Origin of the sequence: Cupriavidus sp. USMAA2-4 (assembly GCF_001854305.1) — a bacterium.
Taxonomy (GTDB): domain Bacteria; phylum Pseudomonadota; class Gammaproteobacteria; order Burkholderiales; family Burkholderiaceae; genus Cupriavidus; species Cupriavidus malaysiensis.
Window position 1 is genome coordinate 509431 of the sequence record NZ_CP017748.1, and the last position, 26029, is coordinate 535459.

27 protein-coding genes and 1 pseudogene are annotated in these 26029 nt (G+C 69.1%); 11 read left to right on the top strand and 17 right to left on the bottom strand.

The annotated features are described in order from the left end of the window. Positions 1-497: 497 nt before the first annotated feature. From BKK79_RS02260 to BKK79_RS02275, 4 genes are all read right to left on the bottom strand, one after another. Positions 498-1487 carry a FecR family protein gene (locus tag BKK79_RS02260; protein WP_071036991.1) on the bottom strand — a complete coding sequence of 330 codons (990 nt, stop codon included), beginning with the start codon at positions 1485-1487 and terminating at the stop codon, positions 498-500. 91 nt (positions 1488-1578) lie between these two features. Then, complete coding sequence (locus BKK79_RS02265; RefSeq protein ID WP_071036992.1) at positions 1579-2094, bottom strand: RNA polymerase sigma factor; 516 nt, start codon at positions 2092-2094, stop codon at positions 1579-1581. 3 nt (positions 2095-2097) lie between these two features. Beyond that, positions 2098-2823 carry an STN domain-containing protein gene (locus BKK79_RS02270; RefSeq protein WP_071038397.1) on the bottom strand — a complete coding sequence of 242 codons (726 nt, stop codon included), beginning with the start codon at positions 2821-2823 and terminating at the stop codon, positions 2098-2100. A 211-nt stretch (positions 2824-3034) separates the two neighbouring features. Further along, complete coding sequence (locus BKK79_RS02275) at positions 3035-3514, bottom strand: hypothetical protein (RefSeq protein WP_071036993.1); 480 nt, start codon at positions 3512-3514, stop codon at positions 3035-3037. 455 nt (positions 3515-3969) lie between these two features. Here BKK79_RS02275 and BKK79_RS02280 point away from each other — a divergent pair. After that, positions 3970-4474 (top strand): annotated as a pseudogene (locus BKK79_RS02280) (IS5/IS1182 family transposase); the annotation flags it as partial. A gap of 183 nt (positions 4475-4657) precedes the next feature. Here BKK79_RS02280 and BKK79_RS02285 read toward each other — a convergent pair. Next, positions 4658-5881, bottom strand: coding sequence for an FAD-dependent monooxygenase (locus BKK79_RS02285; protein WP_071036994.1), 1224 nt, complete (start codon positions 5879-5881; stop codon positions 4658-4660). 137 nt (positions 5882-6018) lie between these two features. Between BKK79_RS02285 and BKK79_RS02290 the strand changes: the two genes are divergently transcribed. From BKK79_RS02290 to BKK79_RS02320, 7 genes are all read left to right on the top strand, one after another. Next, a complete protein-coding gene (locus tag BKK79_RS02290; protein WP_071012648.1) occupies positions 6019-6960 on the top strand; it encodes a LysR family transcriptional regulator in 942 nt (313 codons plus the stop codon). 120 nt (positions 6961-7080) lie between these two features. Next, complete coding sequence (locus tag BKK79_RS02295; protein WP_071038398.1) at positions 7081-7632, top strand: methylated-DNA--[protein]-cysteine S-methyltransferase; 552 nt, start codon at positions 7081-7083, stop codon at positions 7630-7632. Between the two features lie 2 nt (positions 7633-7634). Then, on the top strand, positions 7635-8285 hold the full coding sequence (locus tag BKK79_RS02300) for a DNA-3-methyladenine glycosylase family protein (protein ID WP_071038399.1): 651 nt from the start codon (positions 7635-7637) through the stop codon (positions 8283-8285). A gap of 18 nt (positions 8286-8303) precedes the next feature. Then, positions 8304-8567, top strand: a complete 264-nt coding sequence (locus tag BKK79_RS02305; protein WP_071036995.1) for an Ada metal-binding domain-containing protein — start codon at positions 8304-8306, stop codon at positions 8565-8567. A 190-nt stretch (positions 8568-8757) separates the two neighbouring features. After that, positions 8758-9393: a TetR/AcrR family transcriptional regulator gene (locus tag BKK79_RS02310; protein ID WP_071012637.1), complete on the top strand. Its 636-nt coding sequence runs from the start codon at positions 8758-8760 to the stop codon at positions 9391-9393. A gap of 7 nt (positions 9394-9400) precedes the next feature. Continuing rightward, positions 9401-10510 carry an alkene reductase gene (locus BKK79_RS02315; RefSeq protein ID WP_071036996.1) on the top strand — a complete coding sequence of 370 codons (1110 nt, stop codon included), beginning with the start codon at positions 9401-9403 and terminating at the stop codon, positions 10508-10510. A 286-nt stretch (positions 10511-10796) separates the two neighbouring features. Beyond that, on the top strand, positions 10797-11897 hold the full coding sequence (locus tag BKK79_RS02320) for a helix-turn-helix domain-containing protein (protein WP_084084446.1): 1101 nt from the start codon (positions 10797-10799) through the stop codon (positions 11895-11897). 2 nt (positions 11898-11899) lie between these two features. Here BKK79_RS02320 and BKK79_RS02325 read toward each other — a convergent pair whose 3' ends face one another. From BKK79_RS02325 to BKK79_RS02345, 5 genes are all read right to left on the bottom strand, one after another. After that, a complete protein-coding gene (locus tag BKK79_RS02325; RefSeq protein ID WP_071012633.1) occupies positions 11900-12904 on the bottom strand; it encodes an aldo/keto reductase in 1005 nt (334 codons plus the stop codon). 82 nt (positions 12905-12986) lie between these two features. Further along, positions 12987-14102, bottom strand: a complete 1116-nt coding sequence (locus BKK79_RS02330; protein ID WP_071038400.1) for an alkene reductase — start codon at positions 14100-14102, stop codon at positions 12987-12989. A gap of 88 nt (positions 14103-14190) precedes the next feature. After that, complete coding sequence (gene dkgB / locus BKK79_RS02335; protein WP_071036998.1) at positions 14191-14997, bottom strand: 2,5-didehydrogluconate reductase DkgB; 807 nt, start codon at positions 14995-14997, stop codon at positions 14191-14193. 251 nt (positions 14998-15248) lie between these two features. Continuing rightward, on the bottom strand, positions 15249-16217 hold the full coding sequence (locus BKK79_RS02340) for an LLM class oxidoreductase (protein ID WP_071016312.1): 969 nt from the start codon (positions 16215-16217) through the stop codon (positions 15249-15251). Positions 16218-16230: 13 nt separating this feature from the next. Continuing rightward, a complete protein-coding gene (locus tag BKK79_RS02345) occupies positions 16231-16554 on the bottom strand; it encodes a MoaF-related domain-containing protein (RefSeq protein WP_071036999.1) in 324 nt (107 codons plus the stop codon). 220 nt (positions 16555-16774) lie between these two features. Here BKK79_RS02345 and BKK79_RS02350 point away from each other — a divergent pair, with 220 nt between their 5' ends. Next, positions 16775-17701, top strand: coding sequence for a LysR family transcriptional regulator (locus tag BKK79_RS02350; RefSeq protein ID WP_071037000.1), 927 nt, complete (start codon positions 16775-16777; stop codon positions 17699-17701). Positions 17702-17943: 242 nt separating this feature from the next. On the opposite strand, the gene BKK79_RS02355 is transcribed toward BKK79_RS02350, so the two are convergent. The 5 genes from BKK79_RS02355 to cydP form a co-directional block, all read right to left on the bottom strand. Continuing rightward, entirely contained in the window at positions 17944-18234 is a 291-nt protein-coding gene (locus BKK79_RS02355; protein WP_071037001.1) for a cyd operon YbgE family protein, read from the bottom strand. Further along, on the bottom strand, positions 18231-18344 hold the full coding sequence (gene cydX, locus BKK79_RS02360; RefSeq protein WP_071012625.1) for a cytochrome bd-I oxidase subunit CydX: 114 nt from the start codon (positions 18342-18344) through the stop codon (positions 18231-18233). The genes BKK79_RS02355 and cydX overlap by 4 nt, the downstream gene beginning before the upstream one ends. Positions 18345-18467: 123 nt before the next feature. Then, complete coding sequence (cydB, locus tag BKK79_RS02365) at positions 18468-19610, bottom strand: cytochrome d ubiquinol oxidase subunit II (protein WP_071012623.1); 1143 nt, start codon at positions 19608-19610, stop codon at positions 18468-18470. A gap of 10 nt (positions 19611-19620) precedes the next feature. After that, entirely contained in the window at positions 19621-21177 is a 1557-nt protein-coding gene (locus BKK79_RS02370) for a cytochrome ubiquinol oxidase subunit I (protein ID WP_071012620.1), read from the bottom strand. Then, positions 21174-21326, bottom strand: a complete 153-nt coding sequence (cydP, locus tag BKK79_RS41055) for a cytochrome oxidase putative small subunit CydP (RefSeq protein WP_335582875.1) — start codon at positions 21324-21326, stop codon at positions 21174-21176. Before cydP ends, BKK79_RS02370 begins: the two co-directional genes overlap by 4 nt. 329 nt (positions 21327-21655) lie before the next feature. Here cydP and BKK79_RS02375 point away from each other — a divergent pair, with 329 nt between their 5' ends. Both BKK79_RS02375 and BKK79_RS02380 read left to right on the top strand, forming a co-directional pair. Next, on the top strand, positions 21656-22492 hold the full coding sequence (locus BKK79_RS02375; protein WP_071012619.1) for a hypothetical protein: 837 nt from the start codon (positions 21656-21658) through the stop codon (positions 22490-22492). 201 nt (positions 22493-22693) lie between these two features. After that, a complete protein-coding gene (locus tag BKK79_RS02380) occupies positions 22694-23788 on the top strand; it encodes an LLM class flavin-dependent oxidoreductase (protein WP_071037002.1) in 1095 nt (364 codons plus the stop codon). Positions 23789-24062: 274 nt separating this feature from the next. On the opposite strand, the gene BKK79_RS02385 is transcribed toward BKK79_RS02380, so the two are convergent. Both BKK79_RS02385 and BKK79_RS02390 read right to left on the bottom strand, forming a co-directional pair. Then, on the bottom strand, positions 24063-25097 hold the full coding sequence (locus BKK79_RS02385) for an alpha/beta hydrolase family protein (protein ID WP_071037003.1): 1035 nt from the start codon (positions 25095-25097) through the stop codon (positions 24063-24065). Between the two features lie 117 nt (positions 25098-25214). Next, the gene (locus tag BKK79_RS02390) at positions 25215-26027 is read right to left on the bottom strand and encodes an AraC family transcriptional regulator (RefSeq protein ID WP_071037004.1); all 813 of its coding nucleotides are present in this window, start codon (positions 26025-26027) and stop codon (positions 25215-25217) included. Positions 26028-26029: the final 2 nt, after the last annotated feature.

Consider the following 26029-nt stretch of genomic DNA (forward strand, 5'->3'; position numbering starts at 1 on the left):
GCTGCTGAATGCTCGTTGCGCGTGCGCATCCGGCATGGCGCCACCGGCCGCCAGCAACAAGGCGATCGCTTGAGCCTGGGGCCTCAGCGTAAGGGCCGGCAACCGGAACCGCCCCGTTTGCCGCGAGGGCATCTTCGTTTGGTGAACGCGCGTCTTCATTCTGGCTTCCATCCCCGTCGAACTGATCCGGCGAGTCCCGCCCGCGCACTGGCACGCCGCGCAGCGGTCCTGCGATCCTGTTGTCCACCGGCGGCTAGCCGTCGGTGCTCCTGGCATCTAGACTGTTGGGCAAGGTGGAATCGGCACGCTTTTATTTGAAGATTTCGTGACAGGGAAACGGTGCCGGCGCGACCTGGATCCCGGCGCCCCGAGGCATGGAAAAGCCGCCGCGCCGGGATGCCGCGCGAGGCCAGGAGCCGCGCGCGACAAGCCTGAAGGCCGCAGTACGGCCGACATTCGTGACGATGCAGCGCGTGGCGGATCTGCGGGCCGAGGTGCTAGCCGAGCAGCACGATGCCGCCCGGCAAGGTGCGCGCTTCCAGGCCCAGCGAGCGCTGGATCTGCACGATGGCCTTGTCGAGCGAGTGGATCTGGAAGCGTCCCGTCACGTGCCGCTCGGCGATCCGCTGGTTGAGCAGCACCACGCGCCCGGGCCGGTAGCGATTGATCTCGTCAACCACCTCGCGCAGCGGCGTGTCGGCGAAACGCAGGTAGCCGTCGCGCCAGCCCGACGGCGGGATGGCATCGAGCCGTACCAGGGGACCGAGCGTGTCCTGGTCGTAGCTGAGCTGCTGCCTGCCGGCCAGCGTCACCGTGCCGGCCGTGTGCGCCACCTGTACCGTGCCGTCGATGCAAGTCACGCGCACGCCCGCGGCAGTGCACTTCACCTCGAAGCGCGCGCTTAGCGCGCTGGCGCGCCCCGCGCCCGCGACGACGGCAAAGGCGCGCGGCGCGTCGATGGTATCCACGGCGGCCTCGCCCGCGATCAGGTCGATGCCCTGCACGCGGCCGGCCTCGGTGCGCACGGCGATGCTGGTGCGCGTGTTCATCTCCACCGTCACATCGTCGGCGAGTGCGAGCAGGCGCCGCTCGCCGGTCGCGGTGCGGTAGTCCGCGCGCATCTCGCCGACCGATGGCCACAGTCCCAGCGGCGGGTGGATCACCGCAGCGGTGGCCGCCGCCGCGCCCAGGCTCATGGCACCACCGAGCAACGCGCGCCGCCGCCAGTCCGGCGCGCGAGCCGGCTTGGCCAGGTGAAGGCTGGCCGGGTTGCGCGCCGCGGCCAGCCGCGCGGCCTCACCCAGTTGCTGCCAGCGCTGGCGCGCCAGCACGAAGGCAGCCCGGTGCGCGGGATCCGCCTGGCACCAGTGCCGTAGCGCGGCACCGTCGGCCGGCGTCATGGCGCCCGCCGCCATGTGACGTACCCAGGCGAGCGCCTGCAGTTCGACGGTGTCCAGCTCCCGTTCCCGTTGTCGCGCAGCATTCATCGTTCGTACCATGGCATCAAGCGAGCCGCCAGCGCGCGTGGCTTGCCGATACGGGCAAGACGGTCGGAAAGCGGTCGATCGGCATGCTGTTTCAATCCGGCCTCGGCAGATGGGCCATGCAGTACTCGTGCGCCCGCTTGAGTTCCTGCCCGACCAGGCGCGGTGACACGCCGAAGCGCACTGCGGCTTCCTGGTTCGACAACTCGTGCACGCGCACTGCGAGAAAGATGGCGCGGCGCCGCGCCGGCATGCTCTCGATCAGGCGGGACAGGGCCTCCACCTCGCCGCGGGCGGCCACGGTCTGCGCGGGGCCGGGCGCCGGATCGACGATCTCCGCCATCAGCGTTTCCATTTCCTCCGCGCTCATGTAGCGCCGATCGCGCTGCAGGCGGTCCAGCGCCAGGTTGGTCGCCATGCGCATCAGGTAAGCGGCCGGGCTCTTGACCGGCTCTGCCTGCTCGTTGCGCGCCTCCAGCTGCACCCACGTGTCGTGCAGGGCGTCGCTGGCCAGTTCGGCCGAACCGAGCCGCCAGGTCAGGCGGCGCTTGAGGTCCTCGTAGCGATGGGCCAGGAGATCGCGCAGGCCGGCACGGCTCGTCTCGCTCATGGCTCAACCTGCCTGCCGGCCGCAGGCGGGTCGGCACGATCCGGCCAGCAGCGCTGCGGCGTCGCAGCGCACGGGCTTGACCAGCAGCACGAACGCCCGCGCGGGATCGCCTGGCGGCTGGCCGAGGTCGACCCGCCGCACTGTCTCGATGATGGCGGCATCGCGCGCCTGGTCGCCGGTGGTGTCCAGCAGGCGCACCTGCTGCATGTGGCCGGCCCCATCGATCTGCACGGCCAGCGCCAGGCGATAGTCCCCCAGCGAAAGCGCGGCGCGTGCGCACAGCGCCTGGTGGACACGCGACTGCAGGGTGCCTTCGTACTGCCGGCGGGCGCCGGCCGCCGGCGGCTCCGCCGCGAGCTCCGGGCCGCGCATGGCAGGTACCAGCACGAAGGCACCGGCCGCCGCCGCCTGCACGTCCAGCCCGGTGCCCTGCAGCATCCGGCGCAAGGCGGCCTCGGGAGTGAAGCGGCCCTGCACGGCACTGGAGGTCCGCCCGTCGGCGAGTTCGGAGGAGTAGAAAACGGAGAGGCTGGTCAGCGCGTCGTATTGCGCCAGCGCCTGCTTCAGTGGTTGCGCGGGCAGGTCGAACGCCAGCTCGGCGCCAGGCTGCTGGGCCCGCGCCGGCACGCAGGCCAGGCTCAAGGCCATGATTGCCATATAGCCCGCCACATAGCCCGCCATGCAGCCGGCCAGTACCCGTGCACCGGACGATGCGACCCAGCTTGCCATCACCATCCCATTCTCTGTGCGTTGAGAAGTCCATGTCCGGCGCAGCGCATCCCCCGGCCGCATGCCGCTCCGCATCGTAGGCAGGCAATGTGACGTTGCCATGAATGCATGGCCGCCATGCCGGCCGGCATGACACGGTGCCCGGCGGGCGGCGCATCGCGCCCGCCCGGCTCGGCTCGGCTGCGCCCCGCGCGCGCAAGGGTGCGCCACGTCAGCCCGCCGCTGCCGGCTGCGGCGGACGGTCGAGCGTGAGTTCCAGCACCAGGGGCTGGCGCAGGTCCGGCGGCGGCGCGGGCAATGCCTGCGCCATCAGCACTGCGCGCAGGTCTGCGTCGGCCTGCGCATGACCGAGCGAGCCGAATTCCAGGCGCTCGACGCGGCCGCCGCGCGACAGCCACACGCGCATGACCAGCGGCGGGGCTGGCTGCCGCGCTACCCGCTCGCGCGCCCAGGCCTGCAGGCGCAGCGCCGCCGGATCGGAGGCGTGGCCCAGGCCGGCCTGGAACTGCGTGCCCGCCTGTTGCGCATAGTGGACCCAGTGCGGCGGCAATGACTGCCCCGGCGCGGCGCAAGCCGCACCGAGGCCCAGCAGGCCCAGGGTGCGGAGCAGGCGCGCCCGGAACCGGCGCGGCCCGGCAGGCTGGCGCCCCACCACGGCGGCGCGCGGGTGGGGATCAAGAGAGGAATGCATCGAAACTCCAGTGCTTCGTCATGGCGAACGCACGCCCGCGAGCCTCCGCGGTGTCGTGCTACCAGGACGAACCGCAACGGCCGGAGTTGTCGCATGTCATAAAAATTTCACGTGCACCACCTGGCCCGCATTCGGGGCCGCAAGCTTCCGGCTGATGTATCTGCCGGGGGAACGCCTCGAACATCGCCGCCCATCGCCACATCGAAGTGGCCGACTCTCGGGGCGGGCACGCGGAACCGTGGGCCGACGGCACTGCCCTACCCTGCACCACCTATGACCGGCTGGCCGAGATCGACCAGGGCGGGACCGTCGAGCACAAGCGGCCGGGCCACGTGCCGGCCATTGCGGCGCAGGTCCAGGCGCAGCGCGACAACTGGCATCAGGCCGGTCTTCGCGAACGCCGCAGGGTGAGCCGCCGCGACCGCAGCCCCGCGATGTTGCACATGGCGCGTCAGCTGTTCTCACAGGCCCAGGTCGCCATCGACGGCAGCAAGTTCAGGGCAGTCAACACTAGGGACTGCAATTTCATTGCTGGCAAGGTCGACAAGCGCCCGCAGCAGATCGAGGAAAGCATCCAGCGGTATCTAAGCGCGCTGGAGACTGCGGATCGCACGCAGCCAGCGGAGATAGAGTTCCAGACAACCCGACTGCGCGGGTAGTTTGCGCCACTGCGCCAGCAGATGTATAGCCTTGACCAGATGGAGGAAGAAATCAAGACGCTGCCAGATGGACAGAACTCGATGACGGATCCCGATGCGCGCTCGATGGCGACAAGTGACAAGGGCTCTGGGATGGTGGGCTTCAACGTACAGATGGCCGTTGATGCCAAGCACTAACTGATCGTCGCTCATCAGGTCACCAATATCGGCAGTGATCGGGCGCAACTCAGCTCGATGGCTCGAGCCGCATCGCGATGCGATGGGTAAGACCAGGCTTAAAGCCATAGCTGATCGTGGCTACCTACCTCAGTGCGCAGGAGATCAAGGCGTGCGCGCATACGGGACATGAGCAACATGATTGTGCGCTGCCAAGGCGGCGTGGGCCCCTTCTTTGCCCAGCCAGGAGCGCGACCATGGGCCGACCCGGCAAGATCAACATTGTCGCGGCGTGACGTGGCGGGTCTGGCCAGTCTGGCCCGCTCTTTCAGACGCGGTACAGGCTGCCGGCGCCGGCGCCGTCCGCCGGCGTGCTGTCCACGCAGCCGGCCATGGGCAAGCCCTGCGCCCATCCTGCGGCGATGGCCTGCACGTCACGCAAGGGATCGCTCGCCTTGGCGCGCTGGTTGCGGAGTCGGCAGGTTTCGGGATCGGTGGCGAACAGCCCGCGTGCGAAGACCCGGCCTTGCTCGGTCAGGCGCGCGGTCTTCGGCCCGCGGATTTCCGCGAAGCGCAGGAAGGCCTGATCCAGGCCGCCGTCCGCTTCGTCCAGGCAGCGGGCCAGATGCCAGGCGTCTTCCAGCGCCTGGCAAGCGCCCTGCCCCGTTGTCGGCAACGGCGCGTGCGCCGCGTCACCCACCAGCAGCACATTGGCCCGGCTCCATGTATGCAGCGGCTCCAGGTCGTGCACGGCAATCAGCCGGATGGTGTGCGCCGGCGTCGCCCGGAGGATGCGGGCGACAGGCTCCGGCCATGGCGCGAACAGATCCTCGACTTCCTTGCGCATGTCCGCTGCGGGCTCCGCAGCAGGCAATGGTCGCGCCTGCGCCGCCGCCCAGTAGACCAGCTCCGGCTTGACCGCCACGCAACCAAAGCGCTCGCCCGAGCCCCAGAAGTCCAGAATCGCGATATCGTCCACCAGCGCGCCCCGCCCCTGCGCCACGCCTATCCAGTTCACGAAGCCCTGGTAGACCGGCGTGTTGTGGCCCGCGACGAAGCCGCGCGCCACCGAATCCATGCGGCCGTCGGCGCCGATGAGCAGGTCCGGACGGATGCTCACCCCGTTCTCGAACCGTGCCACGGCCTTGCCGACGGCATCCAGGTCGATCGCCACCGTCCGATGTCCGTATGCCACCGGGATCCCGGCCCGCGCCGCATGGTCCAGCAGCACAGCCTGCAGGTCGCGGCGCAGGATCGTATGGGTCGGATATCCCATCAGCTGGTCCAGCAGCGCAATATCGAGGCCCCCCAGTGCGTTGCCCGCGGCATCCTGGCGGCGCATCGCCACCGGCCGCCCTCCCGCTGCCGCGATGTCTTGCAGCAGCCCCAGTTCCTCCAGCACAAAGCCGGCATTGGGCCAGAGTGTCACGCCAGCGCCCATGGACGCCGGCCCTGCCCTGCGCTCATATACGCGGGGACGGTACCCCCGCTTGCGCAAGGCAAGTGCCACGCTGAGGCCCGCAACGCCGCCGCCAAGTATTCCGATTTCCACGTTGAATCTCTCCTGTCCAGGCCGTCCTGACGAGCCGCCGGCGGCGGTCCATCGGACGAGACGGCATCTTAGATTCCGCCAATCCTGGGAACTAGCATGTGAAAATGGGATGCTTTCATACCCCAAACGGGATAGTCATGCGTGACTCACTCGACCTGAATACCGTCCGCGTCTACGCGGCGGTCGTCGACGAACAGAGCTTCGCCGGCGCGGCGCGCCTGCTGGCCCTGCCCTCGTCCAACGTCAGTCGCCACGTCGCCTCGCTGGAGCGCAGGCTGGGCGTCCGCTTGCTGGAACGCAGCACCCGCCATCTGCGCATGACGGAAGCCGGCAGGTTGCTCTACGAACGCGCAAAGCCCCTGCTTGACGCCTTGCTCTCCACCGAAGAGGAACTCGGTGCGGCGCAGCGCGAACTGCGCGGCCCCCTGCGAATGTGCATGCCAGGCGAAGCGCCAAGGCTGCTGGCCCCCATCCTGGCCGAGTTCTGCAGCCTCCATCCCGGCGTGGAGCTGGAATGCGACACGCGCCTGACCGGCCTGGAAGCGCTGCGGGAAGACGTGGATCTCTCCATCCTCTTCCATCGCGGCCGCCAGGACGACAGCACCTTCATCACCCGCGAACTCGCTACGTTGCCCAGCATCGTGGTCGCGGCGCCCGCCCTGCTGGCCAAGACCGGAATGCCGCGCCAGGTGCGGGAACTCAGGTCCCTGCCCTGCATCACCACCCTGAGCGCGCTGAAGGGCCAGCCCTGGCAGTTCCAGGACGCTGACGGCGAGATCGTCAAGGTGCCGGTCCGCAGCCGCTACCGCGTCAACAGCGGAGAGCTGGCACTGGCGGGCGCGCGGCAAGGTATCGGCTTCGCAATCGTGGCGGCCTATCCATGCCAGGAAGACCTTGCCGCGGGCCGGTTGCGGGAAGTGCCGCTGGACTTGTCCCCTGCGCCGCTGCAATTGCTGGGCGCGTACAGCCACCGGCATTCCGTGACCACGCGGGTCCGGGCCTTGCTGGATCTGATACAGCTGCGCCTGGATGGCGTGGGGAGCGGTTCGAGACGAGGGGCGAATCCTCTTGACCCGTGATGGGCCTCCGAATTCGAGCGCAAGGGACGGAGTTTCTTCTTACGATGCGGTCGCTAGAGTGGAGCCAATTGCCGAGGGTTCCGCATGAACGCGATATCCCTGGCCGACAAGGAGTCGATCATGCAGATGTTCAAGAGTCACCTGGAGTCGCCGCTGGGCGGCCTGCTCCTGGTCACGGATATGGCGCAGCACGTGCGCGCGCTCGACTTCGCCGATCATCGAGCGCGCCTGCAGCGAGGCCTGCGCGCGCACTATGGCATCGTCGACCTCACCGAGATTCCGCCGCCCGCCGAGATCGCCCAGGCAATCGCACGCTACTTCGCGGGCGACCTGGAGGCGCTCGGCGTCCTGCGCACATCGACGGCGGGCTCGGTGCTCCAGCGCCGGGTGTGGGCCGCGCTGCGCCGCATACCCGCGGGAGCGACCACGAGCTATGGCAAGCTGGCCAGGGAACTGGGTTTCGACGATCCCCGGGCGGCCATCGACATCGGTGCCGCCAATGGTGCCAACCCGATCGCCATCGTCGTTCCGTGCCATCGGGTCATCGCCAGCAATGGTGATCTCAAGGGCTATGCCTGGGGCTTGCACCGCAAGCGCTGGCTCTTGGAACACGAAGGGGCGATCAAGCCAGCGCGCACCGAAGCGCGGACCGCCATGCTGCCGGGGATGTGATCTTGACCGATAGCATCGCCGCCGACCTGTCTCCGCGCGCATACCGGCGCGCTGCGCAGTTCTTGTCCGGCCTCGATGCCGACTGGGCTCGCCATATCGCCGCGACCGGCCCGTGCAAGCTTCAGGCCAAGCCTGGCCGCGAACCCTACGAGGCCCTGGTGCGGGCCATTGCCTACCAGCAACTGCATGCCAAGGCCGGCGATGCGATTCTCGCGAGACTGCTGGCCCTTTACCCGGAGGTTTCCTTCCCAACGCCCGGCCAACTGCTGGCAACCGATCCCGGGTTGCAGCGCGCGTGCGGCTTCTCCGCCGCCAAGCTGGCCACCATACGCGGCATCGCCCAGGCGGCCGTCGACGGCATCGTGCCCAGCCTGGAGGAGGCGCGGCGTCTCCCCGATGCCGCGCTGATCGAGCGCCTGATCCCCTTGCGCGGCGTAGGACGCTGGACCGTCGAAATGTTCCTGATCTACTCGCTGGAGCGTTCCGACATCCTGCCGGTCGACGACTTCGGCGTGCGGGAGGGGTACCGCCGCCTGAAGCGGCTGGCGCAGGCGCCCACGCCCCGCCAGATGCGCGCGCTCGGCGAGACCTGGAGTCCCTGGCGCACGATCGCGGCGTGGTACTTGTGGCGGCTTCCCGCCACGTCACAGTGACGTGACATGACACCGCCCATGCCCACCCTGGATCGAACGTTTACTTTGATCGGGCCTGACGGCAGGCCATACGCCAGCGCCATGCCCGGCACTCTCGGCGGCCATCGGGGTGGCAAGCTATACGGCCGGCTGGATTGCCGTGCGGCGCTGCGAGCGATTGCCCGTGGTGGCTATGAGAAGCATCGCGTGTTCTTCCTGGACGAGATGACGGCCATCGCTGCCGGCTATCGGCCGTGTGCGGTCTGCATGCCCGTGGAGTACGCCGCGTGGAAATCTCGATAATGTCCGGGCGAGTCATCGGTGAATGAGCCGGGGGGCACGCCGGCGGTGTCAGCCGTATCCGACCACTACGGCGCGTCAAGCTGAGTATTTCCTCATTAAATCAATGGATTAGTCGAAAGCCTTCGGCCTCCCGCTGGAATGCGGCAGGGCTTTGTTGCTTTTTAAGACGACTGGTCATATTATTCCCGCCATGGCCCGCACCGCAGACAAGACCGACATCCCCAACCGCCTGACCAAGGCCGGGCGCGAGTTGTTCTCGCGCCTCGGCTACAACGCCACCGGCATCCAGCAGATCACCGATCATGCCGGCGTGCCGAAGGGTTCGTTCTACAACCACTTCGAAAGCAAGGAAGCGTTCGCCGCGGCCATCATCGCGCAGTACGCGGACTACCTGCATCGGTCGTGGGAGGCCATGATCGAGATGGCGCCACCGGAGCCGATGGAGGCGATCCGCTATGTGTTCAGCCGCATGATCGCCTACCACCAGTCGAGGGCGCTGCAGGCCGGCTGCCTGATCGGCAACTTCGCGGCGGAGATCGCCTTGTCCAGCGAAGCCTGCCGTGCCGCCCTGCAAGCGGCGCAGCTGGCCTGGCGCGAACGGCTTGCCGGCATGATCGGCCAGGCCCAGGCGTGCCATGCCATCCGCACCGATATCTCCCCTTCCGATCTTTCCGGCCTGGCCTGGGATGTCTGGGAGGGCGCGCTGCTGCGCATGAAGATCGAGCGCTCGACCGAGCCGCTGCGGCGCAGCGTCGACCTGATGTTCGACCACCTGTTCCAACCGGCGGCCCCGGCCGCCGCAAGCCATCGTCCCATCACGGAGTAAGCCACTCATGGGTGCACAGACCGAAGCCTTCCTCACCGATGCCCTGTTCCAGCCGATCCAGCTGGGCAAGCTCGAGCTCGCCAACCGCATGGCCATGGCGCCGCTCACGCGCAGCCGCGCCGACGACGACCTGGTGCCGACCGACATGGTGGTCGAGTACTACAGCCAGCGTGCCAGCGTCGGCCTGATCATCGCGGAAGCCACCCAGGTTTCCACCACGGCCCAGGGCTATACCAATACGCCGGGCATCTACACCCCGGAACAGATCGCGGCCTGGAAGAAGGTGACCGACGCGGTGCACGCGAAGGGCGGCCGGATCTTCCTGCAGATCTGGCACACGGGCCGCATGTCGCACACGCACTTCCAGCCGGACAACCAGTCCCCGGTAGCGCCGTCGGCCATCGCCGCCAATGCCAAGACCTTCATCAATGGCCAGGGCTTCGTCGAATGCTCGCTGCCGCGCGCGCTCGAGACGGCCGAGATCGCAGGCATCGTCGATGACTTCCGCACGGCCGCGGCCAATGCCATCCGGGCAGGCTTCGACGGCGTCGAAGTCCACGGCGCGCATGGCTACCTGCTCGACGCCTTCCTGCGCGACGGCACCAACAAGCGCACCGATGCCTATGGCGGCAGCATCGAGAACCGCGCCCGCTTCCTGCTGGAGGTCATGGCCGCTGTGATCGCGGAGATCGGCGCCGACCGGGTCGGCGTCCGCCTGGCGCCGGTCTCGCCGGTCAACGACGCGCTGGAGAGCAACCCGCAGCCCTTGTTCGAGCACGTCGTGCGCGAACTGGAGACGCTGCATCCCGTGTATATCCACGTCGTCGAAGGCCACACCGGCGGCCCGCGCGACAACGTCGCGTTCGACTACGAGGCGCTGCATCGCCTGTACAGCGGCGTGTGGATGGTGAATAACGGCTATACGCAGGAGATGGCCGAGGAAGCCATTCGCAGCGGCCGCGCCGACATGGTGTCGTTCGGTCGCAAGATGATCACCAACCCCGACCTGCCGCGCCGCTTCCGCGAGAACAGGCCGCTGAACAAGCCGTTCGAGGACGCCTCGCTCTATGGCGGGAATGGCGCGCACGGCTATATCGACTACCCGGCGGTGGCCTGACAGCGGCATGCTCGCCTGACAGCGGAGGACGCGCCGGGCCGCCGGCGCTTGCCTCGAGGCCGCCGGCGCGTCCGCGCGCGGCGGCCTGCGGCATTTCCGGCACCCACTGCCGGCAGCCCCCGGGCCGAGCCCCGGGCAAGTCGTGGCTGTCCGTTGCGTACTGCCGCCCTGCCCCTACTGGTAAGCTCGCCTTCTGCATCAACGGATTCCATGCGGGACATCGGCTCGTCGATAGACAGTCACGGTCCGGCCGCGTGGGACGGGTCAAGACCGGACGAACACAGCCATGGGCGCCGCACTGCATGACGACGTAGTAGAACGAAGCCGGTTGTGGCTGCCGCCGCAGCCGCCGGAGCCGCCGGCACTCGCGCCGGGCATCGTGCGCAGCAGCTTCAGCGTCCAGGGGGACGCCCGCCGGAGTTTCCTGGCCTGGCAGGAGCGCATGAGTCCTGTCTATGACATACATCCTCCTTCGAAGCGGCCCGAGGATACTTTCAAGGCGTCGCTGTCCCGCTATACCATCGACGACCTGAGCCTCTTCGACTTCCTCACCGGACCGAACCTGGCCGTGCGCTCATTAGGCCGGGTGTCGACCGAGAGCGTGCGCGACATCACCTTCAGCGTATTCCTCGAGGGGCCGCCGGCGCAGTTCCTGGGCGGCCGGTCGGGCCCTGATGCGGCGCACGCATCGCAAGCATCGCATCCAGCGCAGGGGCCGAGCATCCTCGCGCTGGACATGGATCAGCCTTGCACCATCCGGAGTTTCCAAGGCCGGATTCTTCTCCTCTTCGTGCCGCGCGCGCTGGTGGAAAAGTCCTTCCCGGACGCTGCTTCCCTGCATGGCCGCTGGATTCACGCCACCACTCCCCTGATGCGGCTGCTGATCGACCATCTGGTGGCGCTGAAACGGCAGATCGCCGGACTGAGCAAGGCGGACGCGCAGCGCGCCTTCGTCACCGCGGTGGAGCTGCTCGTTGCCGCCTTCAGTCACCAGGCGGGCCTTGCCGGCAGCGCCCGCGCAGCGGTGCGCGCCGCGGCCTACGGGCAGGTACGGCGGCATGTCGAGGCGCGGCTGCACGATCCGGATCTGTCGCCCGAAAGCGTGCTGGCCTCGCTGCAGCTCTCACGTGCCAGCGTGTACCGCATGTTCGAGCATGAAGGTGGCCTGGCGGCCTATATCCGCAACCGCAGGCTGCGCATGGCGGCCGATGAGCTGGTGCGCTTTCCGCACCTGGAAGTCCAGGACATCGCCTCGGGCCTGGGCTTCAAGGACGCCTCGAGCTTTACCCGCGCCTTTCGGCGTGCCTTCGACATCGCCCCACGGGAATTGCACGAGTACGCCCCGTTGCTGCCGCGCCCGGAGTCAAGGCGGCAGCGCTTTGCCTAGCGTCATGCGTTGCCGGCCGGCGTGGGTGCATTGACGTCGATCAGCCGCTCGGCCTTGAGCGTTTCCCACAATTCCGCGGGAATCGGTGCTGCCGCCAGCCGGAGGTTCTCATCGATGCGGCCTGGCCGGCTCGCGCCGGGAATGACGCCCGCGACGGCCGGATGGGCGAGCGGGAACTGCAGCGCGACCGCCTTCACATCCACGCCGAAGCGGTCGCAGATGCGCCGGACGCGCGCGACGCGTCCGAGCATCTCCGGTGGCGCGGGCTGATACTCGAAGTGCTGGCCGCCGGCCAGCACGCCGGAGTTGTAGGGGCCGCCGACGACGATGCCGAGTCCGCGCGCTGCGCTGGCCGGCATCAGGCGCGCGAGCGCGCCGGCGTGATCGAGCAGCGTATAGCGCCCGGCCAGCAGGAAGCCGTCGGGGTCGGCACGCTCCAGCGCCAGTGCGCAGGGCTCGATACGGTTCACGCCCAGCCCCCAGCCCCTGATGACCTTTTCCTCGCGCAGCCGCGTCAGCGCCTTGGCCGCGCCCGACATCGCGATGTCGAATACCTCGCGCCAACGGTCGCCGTGGAAGTCGACCGCCGGATCGTGGATCCATACGTAGTCGAGCCGGTCGGTGCGCAGCCGCCGCAGGCTAGCCTCGATCGAGCGCAGGGTACCGTCCGCCGTGTAGTCGTAGACGATCTTGTTCGGCAGCCCGTGACGGAACAGGCCCCCTTTCTCGCCGAGGTCGCGCTGCGAGGCGTCTTCCTGTTCGTCGAGGATCAGGCGGCCGACTTTCGTGCCGAGCGAGTAGGCATCGCGCGGCCGCCCGGCGAGCGCTTCACCGAGCCGCAGTTCCGCCAGGCCGGCGCCATACAGCGGTGCGGCGTCGAAATAGCGGATGCCGCTTTGCCACGTGGTGTCGACCGTGGCCAGCGCCTCTTCGTGCGGAATGTCCCGGTACATATTGCCGAGCGGCGCGGTGCCGAAGCCGAGCGGCGACGGGAGCGTGATTCTCATGCGATATCTCGAAGGTAAGAATGGGTCACGGCGGACGGAAGCCTGGCGCGCCTGGCTTTCATTGCGCGTCGCCCCCCAGCGCTCAGGCCGCCGCCTGTGCGAGCGCCGGATAGTCGGTCAGGCCCCGCGCGCCGCCGCCGAACAGCGTGCCGCGATCGTGCGGCGTGAGCGGCGCCCCGGTGCGCAGGCGCGCCGGCAGGTCAGGGTTCGCGACGAAGGGGCGGCCGAACGCGACCAGGTCGGCCCAGCCTGCGGCGATCGCTTCGCGCGCGCGCTCGGCGGTGTACTTGCCCGCGTAGATCAGCACGCCGGGGTAGGCCGCGCGCAGCTTCTGCTTGAACCCGACCGGCATCAGCGGGGCATCGTCCCAGTCCGCCTCCGCGATGTGGAGGTAGCCGACGCCCAGTTCGGCCAGCAGTCCGGCGGCGGCGAGGTAGGTCGTCTCGGGATCATCGTCGACGCAGCCGTTCAGCGTGGTCAACGGCGCGAGGCGGATGCCGACGCGCGCGGCATCGCCGGTGCCCTCGATCAGCGCCTGCGTGACTTCGCGCAGGAAGCGCAGGCGCTTGTCGAGCGAACCGCCATAGGCATCGCTGCGCGTGTTGGCGTTCGAGTCGATGAACTGGTTGACGAGGTAACCATTGGCGCCGTGCAGCTCGACGCCGTCGAAGCCGGCCGCGAGCGCGTGGCGGGCGGCAGTGCGGTACTGGTCGACGGTTTCGTGGATCTCTTCGATGCTCAGCGCACGCGGCGCGGATGACTGGACGAAGCCAGGCGTGCTGCCGTCCTCCCCGGCGATGAACACGTTCACGCCCTGCGCCTGGAGCGGCGATGACGACACCGGCTGGCGGCCGTCGAGCAGGCTCGTGTGGCTCAGTCGCCCGACGTGCCAGAGCTGGGCGAAGATGCGGCCGCCGGCAGCGTGCACGGCGTCGGTCACCTTGCGCCAGCCGGCAACCTGCGCGGCGGTATGGATGCCCGGCGTCCAGGCGTAGCCCTTGCCGAGCGGCGCGATATAAGTGCCTTCGCTGACGATGAGGCCGGCGCTGGCGCGCTGCGCGTAGTAGGTGGCCATCAGGTCATTGGCGACGTCGCCCGGCTGGCTGGCGCGCGAACGCGTCATCGGCGGCATCACGATGCGGTTCGGCAGCGTCAGCGCGCCCAGCCGCAGCGGTTCGAACAGAGGGTCCTGGGTCATCATGGTGGGTATCCTTTCGGTGGCGCGGCCGGCGGGCCGCGCACGGTTGAGTACGGTTGCGTACGGTTGCAATAAGGGCGCGCCGGCGTCAGTCCCATTGCGGCGCCAGGCCGTCCGGGTCGACTTCGCGGCCGTTGCGTTCGAGCGCGGCGATGTGCGCCATGTCGTCGTCGCTCAGGCACAGCGACTGCGCGAGCAGGTTGCTGGCGAGATGCTCGCGACGGGTGGACGACGGGATCACCGAGTAGCCGAGCCGCAGCGCCCAGGCGAGCACGACCTGGGCCGGCGTGGCCTGGTGCCGCTGCGCGATGGCGCCGATCACCGGATCGCCGAGCACCTTGCCGTAGGCGAGCGTCATGTAGGAAGTCACGTGGATGCCCTCGCCTTGCAGGAATCCGACCAGCTTGCGGTTCTGCAGGTAGGGGCTCAGCTCGATCTGGTTGGTCGCGATGGCGTCCCTGCCGACTGCCGCGATCGCCTGCCGCGCCAGCTCGATGTTGAAGTTCGAGATGCCGATCCGGCGCGTCAGGCCCTGCGCCCTGGCCTCGGCCAGCGCGCCCATGAAGGTGTCGAGCGGCACGCCGTTGCCCGGTGCCGGCCAGTGGATCAGCGTCAGGTCGACATGGTCGGTGCGCAGCTTCGCCAGGCTCTCCCGCAGGCTCGGCACGAGCTTGTCGGGCGCATAGTTGTCGACCCAGATCTTGGTCGTCAGGAAAAGGTCTTCGCGCCGCACGCCGGAAGCGGCGATCGCTTCGCCCACTTCGACTTCGTTGCCGTAGATCTGCGCGGTGTCGATCGCGCGGTAGCCGAGTTCCAGGCCGTTGCGGACCGAGTCGATGACAACCTGGCCCTGCAGGCGGAAGGTGCCGAGGCCGAAGGGAGGAATCTTGTTCATGGTGTGCTCCGATCAGGGAGGAGGCAAAGTTCGACAGCCGCATTCTGCGCTGCCGAACCATTGCGATAAACGTCGCTAATGGCGAATGAAAATTGAACTGAAATCAAGAGTTGGCGGACTCTGCGAGCGCAGTTGCCGCCGTGGCTGTGGTCCCCGGTCCCTGGCGCTTCATGGCGATCTGGAGGCGCGCCGGCAGCGACGGCCAGGCCCAGGCACGACGCGGGCGAGCCGCCTCGGCGGGATGGTCGGATTCACGCGGCGGTTTCCGCGTCGGGCGCGATCGTGGCCGCGGCCTCGCCTCGATGGAAATGCGGAAGGACTTCACTGGCGATCTCGGCCAGCGTCTCATCGAGCGGGCGTCGGTTGCGGCGGAAATGCAGGCCGATGTGCGCCACGCCGGCGGCGCGCAGGGCCGCCAGTTCCGCGATCAGCGCGTGACGTCCCGTGCGTGCGCCGAAGCGGTGGCGCTGCAACGGTTCGTGCGGATCGGCGGCGAGGTCGAGATGAAAGAAGGTCACGTAGGGCTTGTCGCCAGCGACCGCGCGCCACGCGCCGGCGCGCCGCGCGTGATCGTCGGGCGTGCCCGGATAGGCGAGGCAGCCGTCCATGTGCGCGCCGATCCAGGCGGGCGTCTGTTGCGCGAGGCCCGCGACGAACAACGGTGTCGGCGTGCGCGCGGCCGGGAGCACGTCGAGGCCTGCCGGCAAATGGCCGCGCGCGCCGTCGCGCAGCAGCGCCACCTGTTCGCGGAAACTCGCCCCGCGCGACTCGAAGTCACGCCCGAACAGCGGATACTCGACCGGCCGGTCGCCGCTGGCGACGCCAAGCAGCAGGCGGCCGCCGCTCAACTCCTGTATGGTCGCTGCCGATTTCAGCGTCAGCAGCGGTTCGCGCAGCGGCAGTACGACCGCCGCGGTGCCGAGCAGGATGTCTCGCGTGACACCGGCCAGGTAGCCGAGATAGGAAAATGTCTCGAACACCTGCGCCGCGTCGCCGAACGAAGGGTCGTACACCGGCACGTCGCGTACCCAGAGCGCGCGAAAGCCCAGTGTGTCAGTGAGCCGCGCGAGTACCGCATGGTGTTCGAGGTCGGGCACGCCGGGGCGGCGTCCGTCGCGCTGGCGCTCGGCGTCGCCGGCTGGCGACCAGTCGTTGTCGAGCGGCAGCTCGACGCCGATGCTGAGGCCGCCGCGCCTCAGCGTTGCGAGGGGGGTGGACATGGCCGGCATCGGTTCAAAGCGCCCGCAGGCTGCCCTCGAGGCGATGGAACTCGAGCGACGCGGCGGTGAAGAACGAGCGCGAGATGCCGGCGGTGAAATCGTCGAGATGGACCACCGTGGCGCGATCGGCTTCCTGCCACGAGATCGCGTAGAGCTCCCCGGCGACATGCTTCCATGTGTAGGCGACCTCGCCTGCCGCCCCCGCGAACGCGCCTTCGGTGATTTCGTAGCGCATGTGGACGCCATCGCCGGCGTACGCGTTGATCGCGGTGAGTCCCGGGTAGCGGACTTCGAAGGACTTGCCGGCGAACGGCGGATGAGAGTTCGGTGCGTGCATAGGGGTGCTCTCCTGCTGGAAATCGGCGGAGCCGGATCGGTGGAACCGATGGAACCGATGGAACCGATGGAACCGATGGAACCGATGGAACCGATGGAACCGATGGAACCGATGGAACCGATGGAACCGACGGCCCGATTGGGCTGGAGCGCAGTTTGCCCACTTTACTTTTGCGGAAAAACCGGTCTATAAACGAAATTATTTTGATTTCAGATCAATAATGAAAGTCACGCTCGATGAGCTCCAGGCGTTCGCCTCGGTGGTCGACACCGGCTCGATCACCGCGGCCGCCCAGCAGCTCGACCTGACCGTGTCGGCAACCAGCCGCACGCTCGCGCGGCTGGAGGAAAAGCTGAAGACCACGCTGCTGCGCCGGACCACGCGCCGGCTCGAGCTGACCGAGGAAGGACGGGCCTTCCTGCAGAGTGCGCGGGCGATCATCGATTCGGTGGAAAGCGCGGAGGAGCAGATGCTCGCCCGCCGCGAGAAGCCGTCGGGGCGCCTGCGGGTCGATGCTGCGTCGCCCTTCATGCTGCACGTCATCGTGCCGCTCGTGCGCGGCTACCGGGAGCGCTTCCCGCAGGTCGAACTGGAGCTGAACAGCAACGAAGGGATCATCGACCTGCTCGAACGGCGCACCGATGTGGCGATCCGGATCGGCCGCCTGAAGGATTCGACCCTGCACAGCCGGCTGGTCGGCAAGAGCCGGCTGCGCATCCTCGCCAGCCCTGCCTACCTCGCCGCGCACGGGCTGCCGCGCAAGGTCGAGGATCTCGGCAAGCATGCGCTGCTGGGCTTCACCCAGCCGGAGTCGCTGAACCTGTGGCCGCTGGCCGGCCCCGATGGCGAGCCCTACCGGATCGCCCCGGCCATCTGGTCGTCGAGCGGAGAGACGCTCCGGCAGCTCGCGCTGGAGGGCTCAGGCATCGCCTGCCTGTCGGATTTCATGACCGCGCAGGATCGCGAGTCCGGACGCCTCGTGCAGATCCTGGCGCGCCATACGCTGGACATGCGGCAGCCGATCCAGGCGGTCTACTACCGCAACACGGCGATTTCCGCGCGGATCGCCTCGTTCGTCGATTACCTGGGCGATGCGCTCAGCGGCAGGATCCCCGCGCTGCCGGCGGCGGCGTGGACCGGAGAATGACGCGCCGAGGTGCATTCGTCATGCCGGCCTCGGTCGGCGCGAGGGAACCTGCGCTCGCCCGACGCGACCGCGCATCCTCTGGCTGCCCGAGCGCTTCGGGCATTTCTCCATCGAATTGCTCGAACAGCGCGAACTGGAGCGCTTGCTGCAGGACGCCTTCGACGGCAGCCCATGACTGCCCTCCCCGGCGCCGCGGGCGGTCGGCGTGAGCGCCGCCGCGGCAGGCGCCGCACCGCGTCTGCTCAGGCCAGCCTTGCCGCCACGGCCAGTACCAGCGCCAGCGCGCAGGCCCAGCCCGAGAACAGCCAGCGCCACGGCCAGAAGCGCGGCACGAAACCGACGCCGCGCACGAAGCCCGCGCTCATGGCCCAGAACATCAGCGAGGCGAAGCCGTGGTCGGCCTGGCCGGCCGCGTTCGATAGCGCGGGCGGATAGAGCGTGCCGCCCACCATCAGCAGCAGCGCCGTGGCCAGGCAGGCCAGGTGCAGCCGCACCGGCCGGGCGCCCTGCCCGCCGCGGGCGGCGCCGTTCACCGCTCTTCGGCGCGCTGTGTGCGCGCGTCGCTGGCTTCACCCCACATGGCATTGAGTACGGGGAGCAGCACGGCGAAGCCGACACCTAGAACCCAGCTGAAGTACCACATCGTCGTTTCCTCTTGTCTACGTCTTGTCTATGTCAATGGTTCCGGTGCCTGGCACCGGGCCACGCCCCGCGGGCGCCGTCGTGGCGTCCGCGGGGCGAAGGGGTCTGGCTGTCTCTGTCCGTATCAGTAGGCCGAATGCTCGTTGGCGCGGATATGCTCGGCGGTGACCTTGCCGCGCATCACGCGGTAGGCCCAGCCGGTGTAGCTGACCACGATGGGCACGAAGATCAGCGCCACCCAGAACATCAGGCCCAGCGTGAAGTGGCTGGACACGCAGTCCCAGATCGTCAGGCTGGCCTGCGGCAGGCTGGAGGACGGCATCACGAAGGGGAACATGGCCGCTCCGGCGGTGCCGATGATGCCCGCCAGCGACAGCGCCGAGGCGACGAAGGCCAGCAGCGTGCGCCCTGCCCCGGACAGCGCGGCCCCGGCCAGTGCGCCGGCCACGCCCAGCGCGGGCAGCAGCCACAGCGCCGGCACCTTGCCGTAGTTGGCCCACCAGGCCCCGGCGCTGCGCGCCACGGTCTTGGCCATCGGGTTGGACGGCGCGGCCGGATCGATGGCCGAGGTGATGGCGTAGCCGTCGATGCCGCCCCAGCGCAGCCAGGCGCCGGCGGCCAGGAAGGCCAGCACCGCCACCAGCGCGGCCCAGGCGGCGGCGCGCCGGGCGCGGCGCTGCACCTCGCCCTCGGTGCGGTGCGCCAGGTAGATGCCGCCGTGCATGGTGATCATGGCGCTGGACAGCACCCCGCACAGCAGCGCGAAGGGGTTGAGCAGCTGCCAGAAGGTGCCGGTGTAGGTGGAGACCATGAAGGCATCGAACTGGAAGGGCACGCCCTGCAGCAGGTTGCCGAAGGCCACGCCGAAGATCAGCGGGGGCACCGCGCCGCCCACGAACAGGCCCCAGTCCCAGGCGCTGCGCCAGGTGGGATGGTGGATCTTGCTGCGGTAGTCGAAGCCCACCGGGCGGAAGAACAGCGCCCACAGCACTGCCAGCATGGCCCAGTAGAAGCCGCTGAAGGCGGTGGCGTAGACCAGCGGCCAGGCGGCGAAGATGGCGCCGCCGCCGGTGATGAACCAGACCTGGTTGCCGTCCCAGTGCGGGCCCACGGTGTTGATGATGACGCGGCGCTCGTCGTCGCTGCGGCCGACGAAGGGCAGCAGCGTGCCCACGCCCATGTCGTGGCCGTCCATGATGGCGAAGCCGATCAACAGCACGCCCACCAGCAGCCACCAGATGATTTTCAGGGTTGGATAGTCAAGCATGGCAGTCTCCTCAGGCGTGGCTCGGCTCGAACTGGTAGCGGCCGGTGCCGAGGCTGCCCGGGCCCTGGCGGGCGAACCTGACCATCAGGTAGACCTCGACGACCAGCAGCAGCGTGTAGAAGCCGAGGAAGCCGGCCAGCGAGCCGTACAGGCTCTGCACGCTCAGCGTGGACACGCTCAGGTGGGTGGGCAGCACGCCGTAGATGGTCCACGGCTGGCGCCCGTACTCGGCCACGATCCAGCCCAGCTCGATGGCGATCCAGGGCGCGGGCAGCATGCACAGCGCCCAGCGCAGCAGCCAGCGCGGCGCCAGCCGCTGCGGGCGCAGCGTGGTCCAGAAGGCCAGGCCGAACAGCGCCAGCATCAGGAAGCCCAGGCCCACCATGATGCGGAAGCCCCAGAACATCGGCCACACGCGCGGCACGGTGTCGTTGACCGCCTGCTCGATCATGGCCGGGGTGGCCTGGCGCACGTCGGTGGTGTATTTCCGCAGCAGCAGGCCGAAGCCCAGGTCCTGCTGGTGGCTTGCCAGGGTCTGGCGCGCGCTGGCGTCGTCCGGGTTGGCGCGCAGCGCCTCCAGCGCCAGCACGGCCGGGATGCCGTTGCGGATGCGCTCGCGGTTGCGCACCTTGATGTCATGGATGCCCGGGATCTCCTTGGTCACCGAGCGCGTGCCGATCAGGCCCATCACCCAGGGGATCTCGATGGCCCAGTCGTTCTTCTGCGCGGCCTCGTTGATGCCGGCCACCAGGTTGAAGCTGGCCGGCGCCGGCTCGGTCTCCCACATGGCCTCGATGGCGGCCATCTTGGTCTGCTGGGCTTCGCCCACGGTGTAGCCGGACTCGTCGCCGAGCACGATCACCGAGCACACGCTGGCCAGGCCGAAGGCTGCCGCCACGCGGAAGCTGCGCCGGGCGAACTCGAGGTCGCGCCCGCGCAGCAGGTACCAGCTGGAGACCGACAGCACGAACATGGCGCCGGTGACGTAGCCGGCCGAGACCGTGTGCACGAACTTGGCCTGGGCCACGGGGTTGAACACCACGGCCCAGAAGTCGGTCATCTCCATGCGCATGGTCTGCCAGTTGAAGGCGGCGCCGACCGGATTCTGCATCCAGCCGTTGGCGATCAGGATCCACAGGGCGGAGAGGTTGGTGCCGACCGCCATCAGGGTGGTGACCAGCAGGTGCTGGGTGCGCGAGAGGCGGTCCCAGCCGAAGAAGAACAGGCCGATGAAGGTGGATTCGAGGAAGAAGGCCATCAGGCCCTCGATGGCCAGCGGAGCGCCGAAGATGTCGCCGACGTAGTGGGAGTAATAGGCCCAGTTGGTGCCGAACTGGAACTCGAGCGTGATGCCGGTGGTGACGCCGAGCGCGAAGTTGATGCCGAACAGCTTGCCCCAGAAGCGCGTCATGTCCTTCCAGATGACCTTCCCGGTCATCACATAGACGCTCTCCATGATGACCAGCAGCCAGACCATGCCCAGGGTGAGCGGCACGAACAGGAAGTGGTACATGGCGGTGGCGGCGAACTGCAACCGGGACAGGTCGACCAGGTGCGTGGAGATCATGGCTGTCCCCCTTGCGCGGCCGAGGCCATTCCCAGGTGCGCCGCGGCGTGCGACGCATCCACGGCGACACGATGGCCGTCGATGAAGCACCACCAAAGCAGTGCCAGCGCCATCAGCTTCACCGCGACAGCGATGGCGAGATGGCGCACCAATTGTTGATTACCAGAAGACATGAAAGGAAGGGGTCGGATCGAATCATCGCCGGTCGCACGGACGCCGCGGGAATGGGCTCGGTCGGCAGGCGCATGGATTCTATGGGCCGCCTGGCGAACGCTCTCTTGATGCGAATCAAGAGAAAAAGCCTTTATCCCGCGGCATGGGGGGAATCGCGACGATTTGCCGCAGACGGCGTTCGGCGGGGCGGGGGCCGGTCCTGTGCGCGTTACGGTGCCCGGCGGGTGCGTGCTGATCTCAAGTCGCGCGAAGAAGTGCCGTAGTACCGACAGGCAAAGTCAGAAAGAACAATCCCAGGGAAGACATGAACCTCAGCATCCAGGCCGCGGGCGTCGCGGCGTGGCCCGCATCCGATGCGGGCGCCAGCCTGGCCCAGGCAGCGAACGCGGCCGCGCAGGCCGATCCGTCATCGGCGGCGCATGCCGCGTCGCCGCTCATCGTGAGCGCGGTCGACCCCAACGACCACTCTCGCCTCGATCGATACCTGAGCGCCCTCGGTGCGCCTTTGAAGATGGGCGGCGACGCGGAGCAGATGGCCGAGGCCCTGGTGCCCGCCATGCAGTCGCTGCTGCAGCAGCGGCCGGATCTTGGCAATGCGCACTTCGATTTCGCCCTCAGCCGCGGCTCCCTGGTCGTCAAGTCGGACACCCTGGACGACGCCGATCGCGCCTGGCTGCAGGACTTCCTCAATGGCAACAAGGAGCTCTTGCAGGCCGCCCAGGCGTTCCACGACGATGCGGTGGCCGGCTATGCGAACTGGGCCGAGGCCGACGGCAAGCCGCTGTCCGCTGCCCAGCTCGACGCCGTCAGCCAGCAGGCCGACGGCCTGGTGAGCTTCATGGACCTGTTCAAGAAGCTGGGCCGACAGGCCCACGCGACGCTGCTGGCGCAGGTTTCCTATATGCAGCCGGACGGCAGCCGCCTCGACCTGTCGCGGGATCCCGGCAGCGCCAACGGCTTCCTGGCCTTCATGCAAGGTGCCCACACCATGCGGGACGGCACGGCGACCTATGCCGGCCCGGCGGGCCAGACCGTCTATGGCGGGCTGCGCGGCGATATCTTCAGCATGATCGGCACCGCCATTCCGCAGTTCCTTCCGCCCTCGGCGTCCCGCTCGGTGGGGCTCAAGGAGACGGCCTGAGCCGCTGTCGGCTCCCCCTGGGGCATGCGCCGGCCACGGCGCAACTGCGCGCCTCCGCCGGCGAGCCGCCCGGCCGCCGCATATCGAGCCTCGGATTGCTTCGTTCCCGCCGCGCCGGGGCTCGCGTACGCTCCCCGCAGTGACATCCTGGCCATGCCTCCGCAGCGGCGGTGGCTGACGCCCTTCCCTGCGGAGAACCCCATGAGCGTCGATTTCATCGGCATGATCCAGAGCCGCAAGCAGTCCGAGATCCACCCTGCCGCCGGCGCGGCGGTGGACCGCGATTATGTGCGGGCCTTCGCCCGGGCCCATGAGCAGGCCGGCTTCGACCGCATCCTCGTTCCCCATCATTCCACCGGCCCGTCCGCCACCCTGACGGTCTCGTATGCGGCCGCGGTCACCGAGCGCATCCATTTCATGCTGGCGCACCGGCCCGGCTTCACCGCCCCCACGCTCGCGGCGCGGCAGATCGCCACGCTCGACCAGTTCAGCGGCGGCCGGCTCGGCGTCCACTTCATCTCCGGCGGCTCCGACGACGAGCAGCAGCGCGATGGCGACTATCTCGGGCATGACGAACGCTATGCCCGCACCGACGAATACCTCGGCATCCTGCGCCGCGTCTGGACCGAGGACCGGCCCTTCGACCATGAAGGCCGCTACTACCGCTTCCGCCAGGGCTTCTCGGAAGTCAAGCCGGCCCAGGCGCCACACGTTCCGGTCTATTTCGGCGGCGCCTCGGAGGCAGCCATCGCGGTCGCCGGCAAGCACGCCGACGTCTATGCCCTGTGGGGCGAATCGCTGGAACAGGTGCGCGAGCTGACCACGCGCGTGCGCCAGGCGGCCGCGCAGCATGGCCGCACGGTGCGTTTCTCGGTGTCCTTGCGGCCCGTGCTGGCGGCGACCGAGGCCAAGGCCTGGGCGCGTGCCGACAGCATTCTCGAACGCACCCGCGCGCTGCGCGCGCAACTGGGCCAGGGCCGCGGCGGCCCGCTGCAGAGCGAAGGCGCGTGCCGCCTGCTGGCGGCCGCCGAGCGGGGTGACCGTGTCGACCAGCGCCTGTGGACCGCGGTCGCGCGGGAGACCGGCGGCCGCTCCAACTCCACCGGCCTGGTCGGCACGCCCGAACAGGTGGCCGAGGCGCTGCTGGCCTACTACGACCTCGGCGTCACCACCTTCCTGATCCGCGGCTTCGATCCGCTGGAAGATGCCGTCGACTACGGGCGCGAACTGATTCCGCGCGTGCGCGAACTGGTGGCGCGGCGCGCCGGCGCCGCCCCGGCGGCGCGCGCCGCCTGAGCCGGCCCGAAGCCCAACGCGCTTGCCGAAGCCGACGGGATGCGCCAACACCAATCGCCAGGCACACGGTCTTGGCTCCCTCTCCCCGCACGGGGAGTGGGTTGGGGAGAGGGGTGGTTCAGCAAGGCGCCACACCCAAGCGAAGCCAACGGTGTAGTCCAGCACGCGAGCACAGAGACGAAGCCGATGGTGTGAATCCACCCGCCACGGTCAGCCAGCGCCTGCCCTCACCCCCCGGCCCCGCTCGTACCCCTCGTCTACCCCTCGTCTACCGCTATTCGCCCGCGCTTCCTCCACCTCCGGCGGACTTGTCCGTCGCGCCTCGCTTGCCGGCCGGCATCAGCTGCGTGCGGAAGAAGCGCACCACCTCGGCGTTGAAGGCGCGGTGGAAGGCCGCGCGGTCGAAACCGGCGCCGTCGCGGCAGAGTTCCGGCATGGCCCCGGCCTGGGCAGGGGCGCACGGGGCGAGGAAGCTGAAGTGCCCGGAACCGGCGGCGAGATGGAACTCGGGCGCGGTCGGCAGGCCATCGCGGATGCCGGCCACGCCGGCCGGCGTCACGCCGTCGCCGCCCAGGGCCGAGGACCACAGCTGGATCGGCACCGTGACGCCGCGCAGCCCGGCCGGCGTGAACAGCGCGACCGGATCGACGATCACCGCGGCACGGATACGCCCGCCGGCATCGGGCGGCGCCGGCACGGGGCGCTCCATCTCCCGGCAGAACGGCAGGCCGGGGCGCTCGGCACAGAACGCCTGGCCGAGCCGGAAGTCCGGCACCGCACCCAGCGCCACCAGGCCGGTGTAGCCGCCGCGCGAAAAACCGAACAGGCCGAGCGCCGGCACATCGAGGCGGCCGCGCTCCTCCCACTGTCCGCTCAGGTAATCGATCAGCCGCCGCAGGTCCTGCGGACGCGTGAGGAAGGAAGACAGGTGGAGCTGCGCGCTGGTATCCCGGTAGTTGTCGCCCGGATGATCGATGGCCGCCACCACGAAGCCGGCGTCGGCCAGCGCCGCGGCGGTGTCGTGGTGGCCGAGGCGGGAGCCACCGGTGCCGTGCGAGATGACGATCCAGGGCAGGTGCTCGCCGCGCAGCGGACAGTCCTTGACCGCCTGGATGACCAGCGGCGCCAGCGTCAGCGGCGCGGCGGGCTGCGCGCAGGGATACCACAGGGCACCCTGCAAGGCCGGGCCGGCGGCATCGGCGGGCACCTCGAACCAGCGTAGGCCGGCGGCGCGCGCCGGTGACGCGAGGACGCACAGCACGGCAAGGCCGAGGCAGAGGCGGAGAAGATGCCGGCGGATCGGGGACATGGGCATAGGCATGGACATGGCAGTCGAAGCGGAACTCACGGTCGGAGAAGACAAGAAGAAGCAAAGGCAAAGGCATCAGCGGGATCGGCGCCGCGGCGCTGCGTCAGGTGCCAGGCGTCATGCCAGCGCACGCAGCGGGATCATCAGCTCCGTCACGCGCGCCTGCGGCGGGGTGTCCTGCGGCCTCGACAGGTAGCGCTCCAGCGTCGGCCGGTGGTCGGGCTGGTAGCCGCTGCCGGGCAGCCAGAGCCCGTACAGCGCGGTGATGGTGGCGTCGATCTGCGTGTAGGGGCCCACCAGCCGGTGCACCGCATAGAGGCCGCCCGGCAGCACCAGCGCCTCGGTCGGTGCCGGCGGCGGTCCGGCGAGTCCGCCCGCGGCGACGTAGTAGCGGAAACCGGGCGGCGCCTCGGCGTCGCCATAGGACAGGCCCAGCCAGGCACCCGCCTCGCGCGCGCCGAGCAGCCGGCGCAGGCGGCGGTGCGTGTGGGGGATGGTGGCGGGCGGGCCGTGGTGCGGCAGCGCGCACAGGTCCTGCGGCGCCACCGTCTCCAGGCGCACCGACGGCACCGTGCCGCCATAGCCGGCCAGCTTGTCGCGGAAGGCCCGCGGTGAGGTGCCGGCATAGCTGCGGAAAGCCCGCGAGAATGCCTGCGGGCTGTCGTAGCCTGCCTCCAGCGCCACCGCCGTGACCGGGCGCCGTCCCAGGCCGAGCTCGCGGGAGGCGCACGCCAGGCGCAGGCGGCGGATGGTGGCGGCGACGGTTTCGCCGGTCACGCTGCGGTAGATGCGGTGGAAATGGAACGGCGAGAAATGCGCCAGTGCAGCGAGGTCTTCGAGCCGATGCGGGTCCATCGGCGCGCGCACGATCGCGGCGAGCACGCGGGCGATGCGCTCGCGATAGACGTCTTCCGGGCGGGCTGGATTCATGG